Genomic DNA, 17,854 nt, shown 5'->3' on the forward strand with positions numbered 1-17,854 from the left:
TTTATTTTAAAAATTTAATTTAAATTTTATAATTTTCTAACTGTTTAATTTTTTTTTTAGCTCTATTAATAACTTCTTTAGGAATCCCAGCTAAAGATGCTACAAATAAGCCATAATTTTTATTAATTGATCCATTTTTAATTTTATGTAAAAAAACGATAGAATTATTAATTTCTATTGCATCAAAATATATATTTTTTATACCATTATTCTTGTTTTTTAATTTTGTTAATTCAATATAATTAGTTGCAAATAAAGTAAGTGATTTGTTTTTTTTTGCAATATACTCTGTACAAGACCAAGCTATTGATAAACCATCATGAGTAGATGTACCTCTTCCTACTTCGTCCATTAATACTAAACTTTGTGATGTTGCATTTCTTAAAATATTGGCAGTTTCTATCATTTCAACCATAAAAGTAGATAAACCTGAAGATATATTATCTGCAGATCCTATTCTTGTAAAAATTCTATCTATTGGGCCTATTATAGCTTTATCTGCTGGGACATAACTACCTATATAAGTCATTAATATAATTAATGCTACTTGTCTCATATAAGTACTTTTACCACCCATATTAGGCCCTGTTATTAATAATATGTGATGTTGTTTTGTTAATAAAACATTATTAGCTATAAAAGGTGATTTTACAATATTTTCAACAATAGGATGTCTTGAATTAGTTAAAGATATTCCTACTTTTTTATCTAAAGTAGGACAAGTATAATTTAAAGTTACAGATCTTTCAGCTAAATTACATAATACATCTAATTCTGATAAATATAATGATAATTTTTGTAAATTTTTTAAAAAAGGATCAATATAATTAAATAATTGATGATATAATTTTTTTTCTAAATTTAAAAGCTCTTCTTTAGAAGAAAAAATATTTTTTTGATATTTTTGTAATTCTGGAATCGTATACCTATTAAATTTTTTCAAAGTTTGGACTTTAATATATTTATTAGGAAGAGGATATTTATAACTTTTATTAATTTGAATATAATATCCATAAATTGTATTAAATCCTATTTTTAATTTTTCTATTTTTAATAAATTACGTTCTTTATTTTCTAAAAAAGATAAATATTTATTTGAATCTTTCGATAATTTTCTTAAATCATCTAATAATAAATTATATCCAGTTGCTATAATATTACCCTCTTTTAAAGATAAAGAGGGGGTTTCTTTTATAGATTTTTTTAATAATTTTTTTAATGTAGAAAATAATCCTAATTTTAAAATTTTAAATTTTATTTCACAATTATCTATATTTTGCAAAATATTATAAATATTAGATAAATAATTTAATGTTTTTCTTAAAGATACTAAATCAGTTGGTTTAGCTGTTCTTAAAGATAATCTGGCAATAATTCTTTCGATATCACTAATTTTTAATAATATTTTTTTAAAATTAAAATAATGTTTTTGTAAAATAGAAATATTTTTTTGCCTATTTAAAATAATTTTAATATCACGTATTGGATTATTTAACCACCTTTTTAATAAACGACTACCCATACTAGTAGTAGTATAATCTAGTATTTTAACTAAAGTATTATTTTTATCTCCAGAAATACTATTAATAATTTCTAAATTTTTACGAGTATTTTCATCCATAATAATTTCTTTATTATGTATATCTAAAGAAATATTATTGATATGAGGTAAATATACTCTTTGTGTATCTTTAACATATTGTATTAAACATCCAGCAGCTCTAATAGCTAAAAATTCTTTTTCAATACCAAAACTTTTTAAATTTTGTGTTTTAAATTGCATATTTAATTGTTGAATAGCTGTATCTATATCAAATTCCCATAATGGTCTACGTCTAATACAATATCTTTTTTTTAATAAACTCATATCTTTAAAATTTTCAGAATATAATAATTCTTTGGGATTTGTTCTTTGTAATTCTCCTGCAATTATATTAATATCTTGATTTTCCATAATTCTAAAATCACCAGAACTAATATTTAGTGTAGCATAACCAAATCCTAATTTTATATCTTGATATATTGATCCTAATAAATTATCAATATTATTATTTAATAAAATATCATCACTAACAGTTCCCGGGGTAATAATACGAACTATTTTCCTATCTAAAATTTTTTTTTTAGATAGGATCTTTTTATTTTGTATTTGTTCGCAAATAGCTATAGATTCTCCTAACTTAATTAATTTTGATAAATAATTATCTATACTATTAACTGGTATCCCTGCCATAGGAACAGGTTTCCCATTTAATTTACCTCTTTTAGTTAATACAATATTTAATAATTTTGATGCTTTTTTTGCATCTTCAAAAAACATTTCATAAAAATCACCTAATCTATAAAATAATAAAATATTAGGATATTGTTTTTTTAATTTAAAATATTGATTCATCATGGGTGTTATAGACATAATTTTATTACTTTCAATATTGATTAGTAAAAAAAGCTTATATATTTTATATAAATAAGACTCTTATATAAAAAATAATAAATAATATTTATTATTTTAATAATATATTATGTATTATTCGTCATCATTATTATTATCAATTAAACGTAATATTACAAAAAATAAATTAATAAAATCCAAATATAACATAAGTGCTCCTAAAATAGCATATCTTCTTAAATTATCTCGGTCATTTACATTTAAACTAATTTTTTTTGCAATATTTTTTAATTTTTGTGTATCATACGAAACAAGTAATGTAAAAAAAATTACACTAACATAATTTATTATAGAAGATATTAAATTATTTTGTATCCATAAATTTATAAGTGAAGCTATAATTATACCAAATATCCCCATAATAATAATATTACCTAAGTAACTTAAATCTTTTTTAGTAAAATATCCCCAAAGACACATAGCTAAAAAGGTAAATGATGTAGTTATAAAAGCTGTAAAAATTGTATTTTGATTATACGACGAAAATATTCCAGCTGTAGTTAATCCAGTTAGTGATGAATAAAACATAAATAATGTAGTTAATGTTTTTCCTGATAATCTATTTAAAAAATTTGAAATAACGAATACTAACATAAATTGTAAAAAACATAAACTTAATAAAAAAAATTTGTTATTTAATATATAATTTACAATTTGTGCTGTATTAGATACATACCAAGCAACAAATGCTGTTAATAATAAACCACAAAACATCCAGCTATATACTTTTCTAAAATAAATTTGTATATAATCTTTTTCTTTTTTTAAAGTCGTACTTTTTAAATTTGGATATTCTATCATAATTATACCTTTTAAAATTTAACCAAATTTTTTAAGAAATATTTTTATTATAAATTTTTATTATACATACATTATATAATATAATATATAAATTAAATAGTAATTAATTTACCTACATATAATATAATGAATCACATACCAGTTTTATTAAAAGAATCTGTTAATAGTTTAAATATTAAAAACAATGGAATATATATAGATGCTACTTATGGTTGTGGAGGACATACGAAACTAATTTTATCTAAATTAGGAAAATATGGAAAAATTTATGCAATTGATTGTGATATACAAACAATCTTAAAATATAAGATATTAGATAATAGAATTATTTATATAAATGATAATTTTTCAAATTTTAAAACTATTTTAAATAATAAGATAGGTAAAATAGATGGAATATTATTTGACTTAGGAATTTCTTCTTTTCAATTAAATAATTCAAAAAGAGGATTTTCTTATATGTTTAATGGACCATTAGATATGCGTATGAATCAGAAAAAGGGGATAACAGCTTATAATTTATTAAAGAATATAAATGAAAAAAAATTATCTGATATATTAAGAATATATGGTGAAGAAAAATATCATAAAAAAATAGCATATAATATAAAAAAAAATATATCAAATAATAAATTACATAATACAAAAGATTTATCATATTCAATATGTTCTTCTATTACTAAAAGTAATAAGTTTAAACATCCAGCAAAAAGATCTTTTCAAGCTATAAGAATTTTTTTAAATCGAGAGATAGAAGAATTAAAAAAAGCTTTAAATTTCTCATTAAAATTACTTAAAAAACATGGAATTATATCAATAATTAGTTTTCATTCTATAGAAGATAGAATTATTAAATGTTTTATGAAAAAATATAGTTCTTTAAATAAACAAAATATTTATAATAAATTACCTTTAACTGAAAAAGAAATAAATAATTTTTATTATAAAAATAATAAAAGAAAATTAAAAATTATTAATAGAATTTTCCCTAGTAAAAAAGAAATATATCAAAATCCAAGATCTAGAAGTGCAATATTACGTGTCGCACAAAAAATATAAAAAAATAATTTTTATTATTTAATTTTAATAAAATATCTTGAATTAAGGATTTAAATAAATTGAATTTTTCTTTATTTAGTTTACAAAAATTATTAAATAATTATATAAAAAGTCATTTAATAAAAAATATTCTAATAAATAAAATAGTTTTAGATAGTAGAAATGTAAAAGGTGAAAATTGTCTTTTTATAGCAATAAAAGGATATAAAAAAAATGGTAGAAGTTTTATAAAACATGCTATCTCAAAAGGAGCTATTGCTATTCTAACTTATACAGATGCTGAAATATCATCTTGTAAAATTCTTTTTAAAAAAAATATACCTATTATATATTTACCTAATTTACATAAAATTATTTCACATTTTGCAGGAATATTATATGATCACCCAAGTAAAAAAGTACCCGTTATAGGAATTACAGGAACTAACGGAAAAACAAGTGTAACTCATTTTTTAATGCAATGGATTAAGTTATTAGGAGGTAATCCAGCTATTTTGAGTACTCTAGGTAATGGTTTTAATGAAAAATTAATTAAAACTAATAATACTACAGATTCAGCAATAGAAATACAGTCTACATTACAAAAATTTATAAGTCAAAAAGCAAATATTATCATAATGGAAGTTTCTTCTCATGGATTATCTCAATACAGAGTATCTGATATATTTTTTTCTATTGGTATCTTTACTAATTTAACTAGAGATCATTTAGATTATCATCTAAATATGAAAAATTATGAATTATCTAAATGGAAATTTTTTTCTAATCATAAAATAAAACAAAAAATTATTAATATTGACGATCATATAGGATTAAAATGGTTTAAAAAATTATCTAATGTAGTTCCAATAACTACTAAAAAAAAATTTTTATATCAATTTTCATCTAATGTATTTATTTATATAAAAAAAATTACTTTTTTATCTAATAAAACAATTATTAATTTTAATTCAAGTTGGGGTGATGGTAAAATAAAAATAAATCTTATAGGAAAATTTAATGTTATAAATATTATTTTAAGTATGGCTGCATTATTAAAATTAAATTATCCTTTAAAAAAATTATTAAAAACAGTATCTAAAATTAAACCTGTGAAAGGACGTTTAGAAAAAATTTTTTTTAAAAAAAAATCTTCTAACATAATAATTGATTACGCTCATACTCCTGATGCCTTAAAAAACATATTATTAACTATAAAATTAAATACTCGTGGAAAAATATGGTGTATTTTTGGATGTGGAGGTGAAAGAGATATAGGAAAAAGAAAAATAATGGGATATATAGCTACTAAATATGCTGATAATATAATTTTAACAACTGATAATCCTAGAACAGAAAATATAAATAATATAATTAAAGATATTAAAAAAGGATGTATTACATCACATAATTTATATATTATTTTAAATAGAATTAAAGCTATTACTTATGCAATATTTAATTCTTCTAAAGAAGATACTATTTTAGTAGCAGGCAAAGGACACGAAGATTATCAAATTATTAATAATAAAATTTTAAATTATTCAGATTTTAATGCTATTCAAAATATATTAAAAAGACGAAATGAATAACTTAATTAGTTTAAGAAAAATATCAAAAATAGTAAATGGGATATTAATTGGAAAAAATATTGAAATAATAAATTTTTCAATAAATAGTAAAAAAATTAAAAATAAATGTATATTTATTGCTATTTATGGAAAACGTTTTGATGGACATAATTTTATTAAAGAAGCAATTAATAATGGAGCATTGGCCATATTAGTAAATAAATTTTATAATTTTGATATTCCTCAAATAATAGTCTTTGATACTATTTTAGGATTAGGAAAATTAGGTTTATGGAAAAGAAAATTATTTAAACATAATGTTATAGGAATAACAGGTTCATCAGGTAAAACTTCAGTTAAAGAAATGACAGCGTCTATCTTAAGTAAGAAATATGATATTCTTTACACTAAAAAAAACATGAATAACCATATAGGTATTCCTTTAACATTATTAAATTTAACAAATCATCATAAATGTGCAGTAATAGAAATAGGAGGAAATCAAATTAATGATATTTCTTATAATACTAGTTTAGTTAAACCAAATATTGCAATAATTAATAATATATCATCGTCACATTTAGAGGGTTTTAAATCATTACAAAATATTATTAAATGTAAAAGTGATATTTTTAATTATTTAACAAATAAAGGAATTGCTATTCTTAATTATGATGATAAAAATCAAAAACAAATATTAAAAAAATTAATTAATAATAAAAAAATTCTAACTTTTTCTTTATACAATAAAAAAGCTAATTTTTTTACAAAAAATATAATAATCTTATCAAATAAAATTGAATTTACTTTAATATCTCCTGTTGGCAAAATATTTATTCAATTATTTTTAATAGGAGGAGGAATCCATAATGTAAGTAATGCATTAGCATCTGCTGTATTATCTTTTACTGTTGGCTCATCTTTAGAAGAAATAGCTATTGGTTTAAAATCCTTTAAAGCAATTAAAGGAAGAATGTATCCAATTATTATTGATAATAATAAGTTAATTATAAATGATACATATAATGCAAATCCTAAATCTGTATATATAGCTATAAATATTCTGAAAAATTTTCATGGTACTAAAATTTTAGTTATTGGAGACATGTTAGAATTAGGTATTTATACAGTATTTTTTCATAAAAAAATAAAAAATTTAATTTTAAGAACTAATATAAATTATGTTTTAAGTATTGGAAAATATAGTCAATACATTACTGAAAATAATATAAATGCAAAACATTTTTTAAATAAGAATTTATTAATAAATGAATTATTTTTAATAATCAAAAAATTAAAAAATTATACAATTTTATTTAAAGGATCACGCAATAATAAAATGGAAATATTAATTAAGATTTTATTGGAGAAGTTAAAATGTTATTAATAATATTTAAATATTTAAAATATTTTTCAAAAAATTTAAATTTTTTTTTAATAACTTTTAAAATTCGTTTAGTGATGACATTATTAACATCTTTTCTTATAACTTTTATTTTAAGTCCATTTTATATTAATTATTTAAATAAAAAAAAAATTTCTCAAATTATTAGAAAAGAAGGTCCTATAACACATTATTCTAAAAATAACACACCAACTATGGGTGGGTTAATTTTATTATTATCAATTTTTATTTCTGTTATTTTTTGGGCTAATTTATCAAATAAATATATTTTTTATTCATTACTACTAATGATAGTATATGCTATAATTGGTTTTATAGATGATTATTATAAAATTATTTTAAATAATTCTATAGGATTATCTCCATATAAAAAACTTTTTTTACAGTCTATCCCTACTATTTTTATAGTAATACTACTTTATATAAATAATTCAGAAAAATTACATATACAATTTATTCTACCTATCATTAATTTACATATTAAATATAATTTAAGTTTTATTTTATATTTAATAATATCTTATTTTATTATTATAGGAATAAGTAATGCTGTAAATTTAACTGATGGATTAGATGGTTTAGTTATTATGCCTATAATTTTGATTTCTTTAGCATTATCTATATTATGTTACTTTTCCGGGGATATATATTTTTCTAAATATTTTTATTTTATTTATATAAAAAATGCAAAAGAATTAATAATAATATGTTTAGCTATTGTTGGTTCTGGATTAGGATTTTTATGGTATAATACTTATCCAGCTAAAATTTTTATGGGAGATGTAGGATCATTATCTTTAGGATGCATTATATCTATAATAGCAATATTAATAAGGCAAGAATTTTTATTTCTTATAATGTGTGGTGTATTTATATTAGAAGCACTTTCTGTAATAATTCAAATTCTAAAATTTAAGTATAATAAAAAACGTTTTTTTTTAATGGCACCTCTACATCATCATTATGAGTTAAAAGGAATTCCTGAACCTTGTATTATTATTAGATTTTGGATTATTTCATTAATATTAGTATTGTTTTCTTTAATTATAATAGTATAAAAATATTTAAAATGAACAAAAAAATACTTATTCTAGGACTTGGATTAACAGGTATATCATGTTTAAATTTTCTTTTAAAAAAAAATATTATACCATCTGTTATGGATATATGTAATTCTCCGAAATTTATAAAAAAAATACCACCTTATGTTCCATGTCATTTAGGTTTCTTAAAAAAAGATTGGATATTGAATTCACAACTAATAATTTTAAGTCCTGGTATATCAATATTTAATCATCTTTTATTAGAAGCAAAAAAAAAAGGTATTGAAATAATAGGAGATATAGAATTATTTGCTCGTTATAATACAACACCTATAATAGCCATTACGGGAACTAATGGTAAAAGTACTGTTACTAACATGATTGGGAAAATTATGAAAAAAAATAATTTTAATGTTGGTATTGGAGGGAATATAGGATATCCAGTATTAGATTTGTTATCTTTTATAAAAGATTTTTATATTTTAGAAATTTCTAGTTTTCAATTAGAAACTATAAAAAAACTTAATATATATATTGCTGTGATGTTAAATATTTCTGAAGATCATATGGATCGATATCCTTTAGGAATTCAACAATATCGTAACTTTAAATTAGGTATTTATAAATATGCTTCTTTTTGTATATATAATGCTGATAATTTATTATGTTATCCTAAATATTTTGAAAAAAAAAAAAAATATATAACTTTTGGTAAATTTTCTGGGACATATACATTATGTTATGATAAAAAGGATATATATTTGCAAATTAATCATCAAAAAATTTTAAATTTTAATAAAACTAAATTAATTGGTATCCATAATTACTTAAATGCTTTAGCTGTATTAGCAGTGACAGATGTATTAAAAATTTCTAAGAAAATTTCTTTAAAACAAATAAGTAATTATTTAAATATGGATCATATATTACAAATTATACATATAGAAAATGGAGTAACTTGGATTAATGATTCAAAATCTACAAATATTAGTAGTACTAAAGCTGCTTTAAGATATTTACATAAAAAAAAAAAAATTTGGTTACTATTAGGGGGATATGACAAAAATTGTAAATTATATTTATTAAAAAAATATTTACAAAAAAAAAATAATATTAATGTTTATTGTTTTGGCATGTTAAGAAAAAAAATATTATCTATTTATCCTAAAGCCAAAATAGTCAAAACAATATCTCAAGGAATAGAACAAATAATTAAATTAGTAAAATATGGAGATGTTGTATTATTATCCCCTGCTTGTTCTAGTATTGATCAATTCAAAAATTTTAAACATCGTGGAAAAGAATTTATAAAATTAGTTAAAAAATTTCATAATTCTAAGTAATATATTTTTATAACAAAATATTATATAATTTCAAATATTTTAATTTATATTAAATTTTTTTAAAAAAATGAAAAAAAATAAAAAAATTATTATAGTAGCTGGTGGAACAGGAGGACATATTTATCCAGCTTTAAATATAGCATATAAATTGATAAAAGAAGGATGGGAAGTTCGTTGGTTAGGAACATCATCTAGAATGGAATCTAAAATTATTCCTAAAAAAAATATATATATTTATTTAATAAAATTTTCTAGATTTAAAAATAAAAATATTTTTTCTATAATTATTACTATAATAAAATTATTAATATCAACTTATAAATCAATTTTAATTTATAAAAATTATAAACCAAATTTAATTTTAACAATGGGAAATTATATTTCTGGTCCAAGTGGTTTAGCGGCATGGTTATGTAATATACCATTAATCATACATGAACAAAATAGTATTCCTGGTATAACAAATAAAATTTTATCTATAATAGCAACAGTAAAAATGCAAGCTTATCCTCATACATTAAATAATGCAATATTAGTAGGTAATCCCATAAGTAAAAAAATTATTAAATTATCTTTATATAAAAGATCTATTTTAAAAATTCATAAACCAATTCATGTTTTAATTACAGGAGGAAGTCAAGGAGCTAATATAATAAATAAAATAGGTATAGAATTAGCTAAAATTTTAAAAAATAAAATATCTATTTTACATCAGGTAGGTAAAGGAAATTTTAAAAAAATATTTTATGAATATAAAAAAAATATTATTAATAATTTAATTTTAAAAGAATATATAAAAAATATAGATCAAGCATATAAATGGGCTGATATTATTATATGTAGATCAGGAGCAATGACGGTAAGTGAAATTACAGCAATAGGTTTACCTGCTATTTTTATACCATTTCAACATAAAGATAAACAACAATATTTTAATGCAATGTACTTAAAAAAAATAGGAGCTGCTAAAATTTATGAACAAAATAATTTAAATATTAATAAAATTGCTAATACTATATTATCTTTAAATACAAAAAAAATTATATATATGGCAAGTAAATCTTATAAATTATCTATAATAAACTCTACAGAATTAATTTATCAAGAATTAAATAAAATAAAATTAATTAATTAATTTATACATAAAATGAAATTTAAAATATGCTTAATAAAAAATTTTTCAAAAAAATACCCAAAATGAAAAATATTCATCATATATATTTTATTGGTATTGGTGGTTCTGGGATGGGAGGTATTGCAACAATTTTAGTAAAACAAGGATATAAAATTAGTGGTTCAGATTTATTTTCTAATTTCATTACAAAAAAATTAAATTTATTAAATATAAAAATATATTTTAAACATGATGCTAAAAATATTACAAGTGATATAGACCTTATTATAATATCTACTGCTATTAAGCATAATAATCCCGAATTAATTGCTGCAAAAAAATTAAATATTACTATACTGAATAGAGCACAAATATTAGCAGAATTAATGAGATTTTTTTATGGAATAACAATTACAGGAACACATGGAAAAACAACAACTACAGCTTTAATATATAAAATATTTAAATTAGCTAAATTAAGTCCTACTTTTATTAATGGAGGTATTTTAAAGTTTTCTGAAGAATACGCACATTTAGGTTCAGGACAGTATTTTATTACAGAAGCAGATGAAAGTAATAAATCTTTTTTATATTTAAATCCTATTATAAATATAATTACAAATATTGAAAAAGAACATTTAAATTTTTATAATAATAATATTGAAATTTTAAAAAAAAATTTTTTAAAATTTTTAAAAAAAATACCGTTTTATGGATGTATAATTATTTGTATAGATAATTTTCATAATTATGATTTAATAAAAAAGAATAAAAATATTTTAAAACAAAATATTATTACCTATGGATTTAATAAAAATGCTGATATTCAATTATATAATTATCAACAAAATAATTATAGATGTAGATTTTCTTTATTAGAAAAAAAAAAAAATTTATCTATAAAAATAAATTTAAATATTCCTGGATATCATAATGCTTTAAATGCAACAGCTGCATTTGCAATATCATCTTATATTGGTTTAGATTATTCTATAATTATAAAATCTTTAAAAAATTTTGAAGGTATTAAAAGAAGATTTGATATTTTAGGTATTTTATTGCCACATAAAAACATAAAATGTAAAAAAAATATAATTGTTATTGATGATTACGGACATCATCCAACTGAAATAAATATGACTATTAAAACAGCACGACAAATATGGCCAAATAGAAAATTAATAATGATTTTTCAACCTCATCGTTATTCTAGAATTAGTAATTTATTAACTGAATTTATAAAAATATTATCTAAAGTTGATACATTATTTATTTTAGAAGTTTATGCTGCAGGTGAAATACCAATTAAAAATGCTAATAGTGAATATTTAACTAAACAAATAAAAAAATTAGGTATAATTAATCCTATTTTAATTAAATTAAAAAATTATTATGATATTATGAATAATATTTATGTACAATTAAAAGGTAATACAGTATTAATTTTTCAAGGAGCTGGAGATATAAATAATATTTCATCATTATTAATGAAAAATAAATCCCAAAATTTAAAAAATTAAATAATAATAAATCATTATCATAAATTTAAATAAAAATTATGTCTAAAAAAATAGCTGTTTTATTCGGAGGTAATTCTCCAGAAAGAGAAATTTCTTTAAAATCTGGTAAAAAAATTTTAAATGCTTTATTAAAATCAGGAATAAATGCTATTGGTATAGATCCAATAAATTTCCCATTATTATATCTAAATAAATATAAATTTAAAAAAATTTTTATATCCTTACATGGGAAAGGAGGAGAAGATGGTACTATTCAAGGTATATTAGATTATCTTAATATTCCTTATACTGGAAGTAATTTATTAGCTTCTGCAATTACTATGAATAAATTTCTTACAAAAACTATTTGGAATGAATATGGATTACCAGTTATTTATCCTCATTATTTATTAAATAAAAAAAAGTTTATAAAATCTAATTATTTAGAAATTGAAAAAAAAATTTTGAAATTAAATTTACCTGTATTTATAAAACCTAACTGTAATGGTTCTAGTTTAGGTATTTCAAAAGTTCATCATTTAGATGATTTATTTAATGCAATAGAAAAATCATTTATATATAGTGATGATATTTTAATTGAAAAATATATAAAAGGAGAAGAATATACAGTAGGAATTTTAGATAAAAATATTTTGCCTCCTATAAAAATAGAATATCCTGGTTCTTTTTATAATTATCAAGCAAAATATTATTTAAATACTACTAAATATTATTGCCCTAGTGGATTAAATAAAAATAAAGAAAAAGAATTAAAAAATATAGTTTTAAAAGCATGGAATGTAGTAAAATGTAAAACATGGGGGAGAATTGATGTTATTTTAGATGAAAATCAAAAATTTAAATTATTAGAAATAAATACAATACCTGGAATGACGTCTCATAGTTTATATCCTATTGCAGCAAAAAAAATAGGATTATCTTTTTATGATTTAGTTTTAAAAATTTTAAATATAAATAAATAAAAAATTGTATTTAATACATTATATTTATTCTTAATAATATGTAATTTTAATAAATTTTTTTATTATATGTTTTAATTTTTTAGGACTTTTTTCTGCAATATTTAATAATAAATTAGTACTATATTTACTTAATATTTTTTTTTTAAATTTATATTTAGTAATATTATTAACAAATGTTTTTTTAAAAAAAATAGGATTAATTTTAATATCTATCTCTTTTAGAGAGGGAATAATATTTTTTTTTAAATAACATAAAATATTTGATTTTTCAGATAAAAATCTAATCATAGAACTAGCATTATATGTTTCTATAATTAAAATATTATTTTTTAAATTTCTAACATTATACCATTTACGTAAATGTAAAGGTAAATGTTTTTTAAGAAAATTATCAATTTTGATTAAAATATCTGTATGTATATATATATTATATAATATATTGTTATCAGATGAGTAGTATTTTTTTTTAAAAATTTTATTAATTGATAATAATTGATTATTACGCATTATTTTATCCCTTAATTTTTTTATAAAAAATTATATATATTTTTTTTATTTTGTTAAAATAAATAATAATTAATATTTATAATTATACAAATATCTTTTTATTAAGAGTATTTATATGTTAAAAAAAATTTTTACTAAAATTTTTGGTAGTAATAATGATCATGTTTTACGACGTATTCAAAAAACAGTAAATATTATTAATGAGATGGAATCAGAATTTGAAAAATTAACTAATTTTGAATTACAAAATAAAACTTTATTTTTAAAAGAAAAATTAAATAATAATTATTCTTTAGAAAATATTTTACCGGAAGCTTTTGCAACGGTTAGAGAAGCTAGTAAAAGAATATTTGGTATGCGTCCTTTTGACGTTCAATTAATGGGAGGTATTGTATTAAATAATAATTGTGTTGCAGAAATGAAAACTGGAGAAGGAAAAACTTTAACATCTACATTACCCGCTTACTTAAATGCCCTTACCGGTAAGGGAGTACATATAGTTACTGTTAATGATTATTTAGCTCAACGAGATGCTTTAAATAATAAAGTATTATTTAAATTTTTAGGATTAACTGTAGGTATTAATATATCTTCTATGTCATTAGAAGAAAAAAGAAATTCTTATCAAGCAGATATTACTTACGGGACTAATAATGAATATGGTTTTGATTTTTTAAAAGATAATATGGTGTTTGATCACATTAATAAAGTACAACGTGGTTTACATTATGCGATTATAGATGAAGTTGATTCAATATTAATTGATGAAGCTCGTACTCCTTTAATTATTTCAGGACCTGCAGAAGATAGTTCAGAGTTATATATAAAAATAAATAATATTATACCTAAATTAATCTATCAGTCTAAAGAAGATTCTAATTCTTATAAAGGAAAGGGACATTATTTTATAGATGAAAAATCTCGTCAGGCATATTTAACAGAAAAAGGTTTAATATATTTGGAAAAAATACTTATAGATGAAAAAATAATATATAAAAGCGAATCTCTATATTCTAGTAAAAATATTATTATTTTACATCATATTATTTCTGCTTTAAGAGCACATAATCTATTTAAAAAAAATGTGGATTATATTTTAAAAAATAATAAAATAATAATAGTAGATGAACATACCGGAAGATTAATGGAAGGGAGAAGATGGTCAGATGGATTACATCAAGCAATAGAAGCAAAAGAAAATGTAAAGATTAATAATGAAAATCAAACTTTAGCATCTATTACATTTCAAAATTATTTTAGATTATATAAAAAATTATCTGGTATGACTGGAACTGCTAGTACAGAATCTTTTGAATTTAAAGAAATTTATAAGTTAGATACAATAATAATTCCGACTAATAAACCTATGATTAGAAAAGATTTATCTGATTTAATTTATTTAACTGAAAAAGAAAAAATAAAAGCAATAATTACAGATATAAAAAAAAAACATTGTAAAGGACAACCTATTTTAGTAGGAACTGTTTCAATTAAAAAATCAGAATTAATTTCTCAAAAATTAAAAAAAATAGGTATAAAACATAATGTTTTAAATGCTAAATTTCATGCTAGAGAAGCAGAAATAATATCAAAAGCAGGTATGAAATATGCAGTAACAATTGCAACTAATATGGCTGGTAGGGGTACAGATATTGTTTTAGGTGGTATATTTATATTAGATAATAAATTTAGTTTAAACAAATTAAAAAATTTAAAATTACAATGGAAAATGAAACATGATGAAATTGTAAAATTAGGTGGTTTATATGTTATTGGTACTGAACGTCATGAAGCGAGAAGAATTGATAATCAATTAAGAGGACGTTCTGGTAGACAAGGAGATAAAGGTATGTCAAGATTTTATTTATCAATGGAAGATTCTTTAATGCGTATTTTTGCTCCTAAAAATATGTTATTTTTAATGCAAAAATTAGGAATGAAATATAATGATTATATTGAACATCCTTGGATAACAAAAGCTATATCTAAAGCACAAAAAAAAGTAGAAAATTATAATTTTGAAATACGTAAACAATTACTTGAATATGATGATGTAATAAATGATCAACGTTTATTAATATATTCACAAAGAAATAAATTATTAAAAACATCACAAATTGATCAAATAATTAAAAATTTTAGAATCGATATATTTACAAAAATAATAGATAAGTATATAAAATCTAATTATTTTATTAAAGAAAAATGGAGTTTAAAAGAACTTAAAATTCATTTTTTTAATATTTTTAATTTAAACTTACCAATACAAAATTGGATAAATATATTTAAAGAAAAAAATAAAAAAAAAATTAATAAAAATTATTTATTAAAAAAAATTATTAATTTTTCAGAAAAAGAATATTTGAAAAAAATAAATAATTTAAAAATAAAAGATATAAAAATTGCTGAAAAAAATATTATTTTAAAAATTTTAGATGATTTATGGAAAGAACATCTTTCTTCAATAGAATATTTAAAACAAGGTATACATTTAAGAGGTTATGCACAACAAGATCCTAAACAAGAATATAAAAAAGAATCTTTTTATATGTTTAAAATAATGTTAAATAATTTAAAAAAAGAAGTTATTATTACTTTAAGTAAATCAGAAAATGATATAGTAAATGATTATTATAAACTTTCAAATATCTTAGAAAATACTGAAGTTATTAATAAAAATATAAAAAATAATAATTTAATAATTATAAAAAAAGTAGCTAATGCTTATATAAATAAAGATAATAAATATTTAAACAATTTAAATAATATAAATTTTATAAAAAAAAAAATAGGTAGAAATGAGAAATGTCCTTGTCATTCAGGTAAAAAATATAAATTTTGTCATGGCTTAATAATTTAATAATTTTAATAATAGAGAATATAAAAAATAAATTTATTTTTTATACCCTCTATTATAATTAATTTGTAATATTATAAAAAAAATTTTTAATTAAAATTAAAAATTTTTCTATTTTAGGATTATTTTTATAATTAAAACTTTTATTTAATTGATATAAAATATTTTTTTGTTCATTATTTAAATTAATTGGAGTTTCGACTATTATTTTACATAATAAATCACCGACATTACTATTTCTTCTAATAGATTTTACTCCCTTATTACGTATTCTAAGTATTTTACCTGTCTGAGTACCTTCTGGTATTTTTAATTTTACATAACCATTTAATGTAGGTATTTTTATATTTCCACCTAATATTGCTGTAATAAAATTTATAGGTAATTCACAATATAAATTATTACCTTCTCTAATAAAAAGAGAATGTTTTTTAATTTTAATATCTATGTATAAATCTCCTGACTGTGCACCATGTTCGCCTAATTCTCCTTCTCCATTTAATCTAATACGATCTCCATTATTAATACCACTTGGAATTTTTATTGATAAAGTCTTATAAGTTTCTAATTTACCTTGACTTTTACAATAAAAACAAGGATTTTTAATAAAATTACCTTTTCCATGACATCTTGGACATGTTTGTTGAACAGTGAAAAAACCTTGACTCATTTGTATTTGTCCATAACCATTACATGTATTACATTTTTGTAATGATCCTTGTGAACCTGTTCCATTACAATAATTACAATTTTTTAAAATTGGGATATTTATTTTTTTAGTAATCCCTTTTATTGCTTCTTCTAATGAAATTTCAATTAAATATTTTAAATCAGATCCTTTTCTAGATTTATTTTTAGTTCTTGAACTACCTCCAAATATATCTCCAAAAACATCTCCAAAAATATCACTAAAATCAGTTGTATTACTTATATTTTCTTGTTCAAAAGCAGAATGTCCATATTGATCATAAGCAGCTCTTTTTTTTGAATCACTTAAAATCTCATAAGCTTGTTTTACTTCTTTAAACTTATTTTCAGCATTTTTATTTCCGAGATTACGATCTGGATGAAATTTTATAGCTAAACGTTTATATGCTCTTTTAATTTCACGATCTTCAGCATTTTTAGTAATACCTAAAATATCATAATAATCTTTTTTTGACATAATAAATTATTGTCCTAATCTTTATCTTTAATTCCATAATTTTATTAATATTTTTTATTTATAAAAGACAAATAAT

13 protein-coding genes are annotated in these 17,854 nt (G+C 19.7%); 9 read left to right on the forward strand and 4 right to left on the reverse strand.

What is annotated here, in order from left to right; translation table 11 throughout:
• Nucleotides 1–19: 19 nt before the first annotated feature.
• On the reverse strand, nt 20–2,413 hold the full coding sequence (mutS, locus tag GJU01_RS00665; protein ID WP_168867935.1) for a DNA mismatch repair protein MutS: 2,394 nt from the start codon (nt 2,411–2,413) through the stop codon (nt 20–22).
• Nucleotides 2,414–2,527: 114 nt separating this feature from the next.
• Complete coding sequence (locus GJU01_RS00670) at nt 2,528–3,253, reverse strand: Bax inhibitor-1/YccA family protein (protein ID WP_168867936.1); 726 nt, start codon at nt 3,251–3,253, stop codon at nt 2,528–2,530.
• Nucleotides 3,254–3,379: 126 nt separating this feature from the next.
• On the opposite strand from GJU01_RS00670, the gene rsmH reads away from it, so the two are divergent.
• From rsmH to GJU01_RS00710, 8 genes are all read left to right on the forward strand, one after another.
• Nucleotides 3,380–4,312, forward strand: a complete 933-nt coding sequence (gene rsmH / locus GJU01_RS00675; protein ID WP_168867937.1) for a 16S rRNA (cytosine(1402)-N(4))-methyltransferase RsmH — start codon at nt 3,380–3,382, stop codon at nt 4,310–4,312.
• A 59-nt stretch (nt 4,313–4,371) separates the two neighbouring features.
• The gene (gene murE, locus GJU01_RS00680; RefSeq protein WP_168867938.1) at nt 4,372–5,883 is read left to right on the forward strand and encodes a UDP-N-acetylmuramoyl-L-alanyl-D-glutamate--2,6-diaminopimelate ligase; all 1,512 of its coding nucleotides are present in this window, start codon (nt 4,372–4,374) and stop codon (nt 5,881–5,883) included.
• Nucleotides 5,876–7,249 (forward strand): UDP-N-acetylmuramoyl-tripeptide--D-alanyl-D-alanine ligase, encoded by a 1,374-nt coding sequence (locus GJU01_RS00685; RefSeq protein ID WP_168867939.1) that lies wholly within the window; start codon nt 5,876–5,878, stop codon nt 7,247–7,249. The genes murE and GJU01_RS00685 overlap by 8 nt, the downstream gene beginning before the upstream one ends.
• Nucleotides 7,240–8,325 (forward strand): phospho-N-acetylmuramoyl-pentapeptide-transferase, encoded by a 1,086-nt coding sequence (gene mraY, locus GJU01_RS00690; protein ID WP_168867940.1) that lies wholly within the window; start codon nt 7,240–7,242, stop codon nt 8,323–8,325. Before GJU01_RS00685 ends, mraY begins: the two co-directional genes overlap by 10 nt.
• Nucleotides 8,326–8,336: 11 nt before the next feature.
• A complete protein-coding gene (gene murD, locus GJU01_RS00695; RefSeq protein ID WP_168867941.1) occupies nt 8,337–9,653 on the forward strand; it encodes a UDP-N-acetylmuramoyl-L-alanine--D-glutamate ligase in 1,317 nt (438 codons plus the stop codon).
• Between the two features lie 67 nt (nt 9,654–9,720).
• Nucleotides 9,721–10,788, forward strand: a complete 1,068-nt coding sequence (gene murG, locus GJU01_RS00700; RefSeq protein WP_168867942.1) for an undecaprenyldiphospho-muramoylpentapeptide beta-N-acetylglucosaminyltransferase — start codon at nt 9,721–9,723, stop codon at nt 10,786–10,788.
• A 26-nt stretch (nt 10,789–10,814) separates the two neighbouring features.
• A complete protein-coding gene (gene murC, locus GJU01_RS00705) occupies nt 10,815–12,287 on the forward strand; it encodes a UDP-N-acetylmuramate--L-alanine ligase (RefSeq protein ID WP_168867943.1) in 1,473 nt (490 codons plus the stop codon).
• Between the two features lie 38 nt (nt 12,288–12,325).
• Complete coding sequence (locus GJU01_RS00710; RefSeq protein WP_168867944.1) at nt 12,326–13,249, forward strand: D-alanine--D-alanine ligase; 924 nt, start codon at nt 12,326–12,328, stop codon at nt 13,247–13,249.
• A gap of 30 nt (nt 13,250–13,279) precedes the next feature.
• Here GJU01_RS00710 and GJU01_RS00715 read toward each other — a convergent pair whose 3' ends face one another.
• Nucleotides 13,280–13,756: a hypothetical protein gene (locus tag GJU01_RS00715; protein ID WP_168867945.1), complete on the reverse strand. Its 477-nt coding sequence runs from the start codon at nt 13,754–13,756 to the stop codon at nt 13,280–13,282.
• 115 nt (nt 13,757–13,871) lie between these two features.
• Between GJU01_RS00715 and secA the strand changes: the two genes are divergently transcribed.
• Nucleotides 13,872–16,616: a preprotein translocase subunit SecA gene (gene secA, locus GJU01_RS00720; protein ID WP_168867946.1), complete on the forward strand. Its 2,745-nt coding sequence runs from the start codon at nt 13,872–13,874 to the stop codon at nt 16,614–16,616.
• Between the two features lie 58 nt (nt 16,617–16,674).
• On the opposite strand, the gene dnaJ is transcribed toward secA, so the two are convergent.
• Nucleotides 16,675–17,778 (reverse strand): molecular chaperone DnaJ, encoded by a 1,104-nt coding sequence (gene dnaJ / locus GJU01_RS00725; protein ID WP_168867947.1) that lies wholly within the window; start codon nt 17,776–17,778, stop codon nt 16,675–16,677.
• Between the last annotated feature and the right edge of the window lie 76 nt (nt 17,779–17,854).

This window comes from Enterobacteriaceae endosymbiont of Donacia vulgaris (assembly GCF_012568445.1).
GTDB lineage: Bacteria > Pseudomonadota > Gammaproteobacteria > Enterobacterales > Enterobacteriaceae.

Excerpts from the sequence above, each read along its gene's own strand:
- mutS (WP_168867935.1), bottom strand. The coding sequence starts at position 2,413 with ATGTCTATAACACCCATGATGAATCAATATTTTAAATTAAAAAAACAA.
- GJU01_RS00670 (WP_168867936.1), bottom strand. The coding sequence starts at position 3,253 with ATGATAGAATATCCAAATTTAAAAAGTACGACTTTAAAAAAAGAAAAA.
- rsmH (WP_168867937.1), top strand. The coding sequence starts at position 3,380 with ATGAATCACATACCAGTTTTATTAAAAGAATCTGTTAATAGTTTAAAT.
- GJU01_RS00685 (WP_168867939.1), top strand. The coding sequence starts at position 5,876 with ATGAATAACTTAATTAGTTTAAGAAAAATATCAAAAATAGTAAATGGG.
- mraY (WP_168867940.1), top strand. The coding sequence starts at position 7,240 with ATGTTATTAATAATATTTAAATATTTAAAATATTTTTCAAAAAATTTA.
- murD (WP_168867941.1), top strand. The coding sequence starts at position 8,337 with ATGAACAAAAAAATACTTATTCTAGGACTTGGATTAACAGGTATATCA.
- murG (WP_168867942.1), top strand. The coding sequence starts at position 9,721 with ATGAAAAAAAATAAAAAAATTATTATAGTAGCTGGTGGAACAGGAGGA.
- murC (WP_168867943.1), top strand. The coding sequence starts at position 10,815 with ATGCTTAATAAAAAATTTTTCAAAAAAATACCCAAAATGAAAAATATT.
- GJU01_RS00710 (WP_168867944.1), top strand. The coding sequence starts at position 12,326 with ATGTCTAAAAAAATAGCTGTTTTATTCGGAGGTAATTCTCCAGAAAGA.
- GJU01_RS00715 (WP_168867945.1), bottom strand. The coding sequence starts at position 13,756 with ATGCGTAATAATCAATTATTATCAATTAATAAAATTTTTAAAAAAAAA.
- secA (WP_168867946.1), top strand. The coding sequence starts at position 13,872 with ATGTTAAAAAAAATTTTTACTAAAATTTTTGGTAGTAATAATGATCAT.
- dnaJ (WP_168867947.1), bottom strand. The coding sequence starts at position 17,778 with ATGTCAAAAAAAGATTATTATGATATTTTAGGTATTACTAAAAATGCT.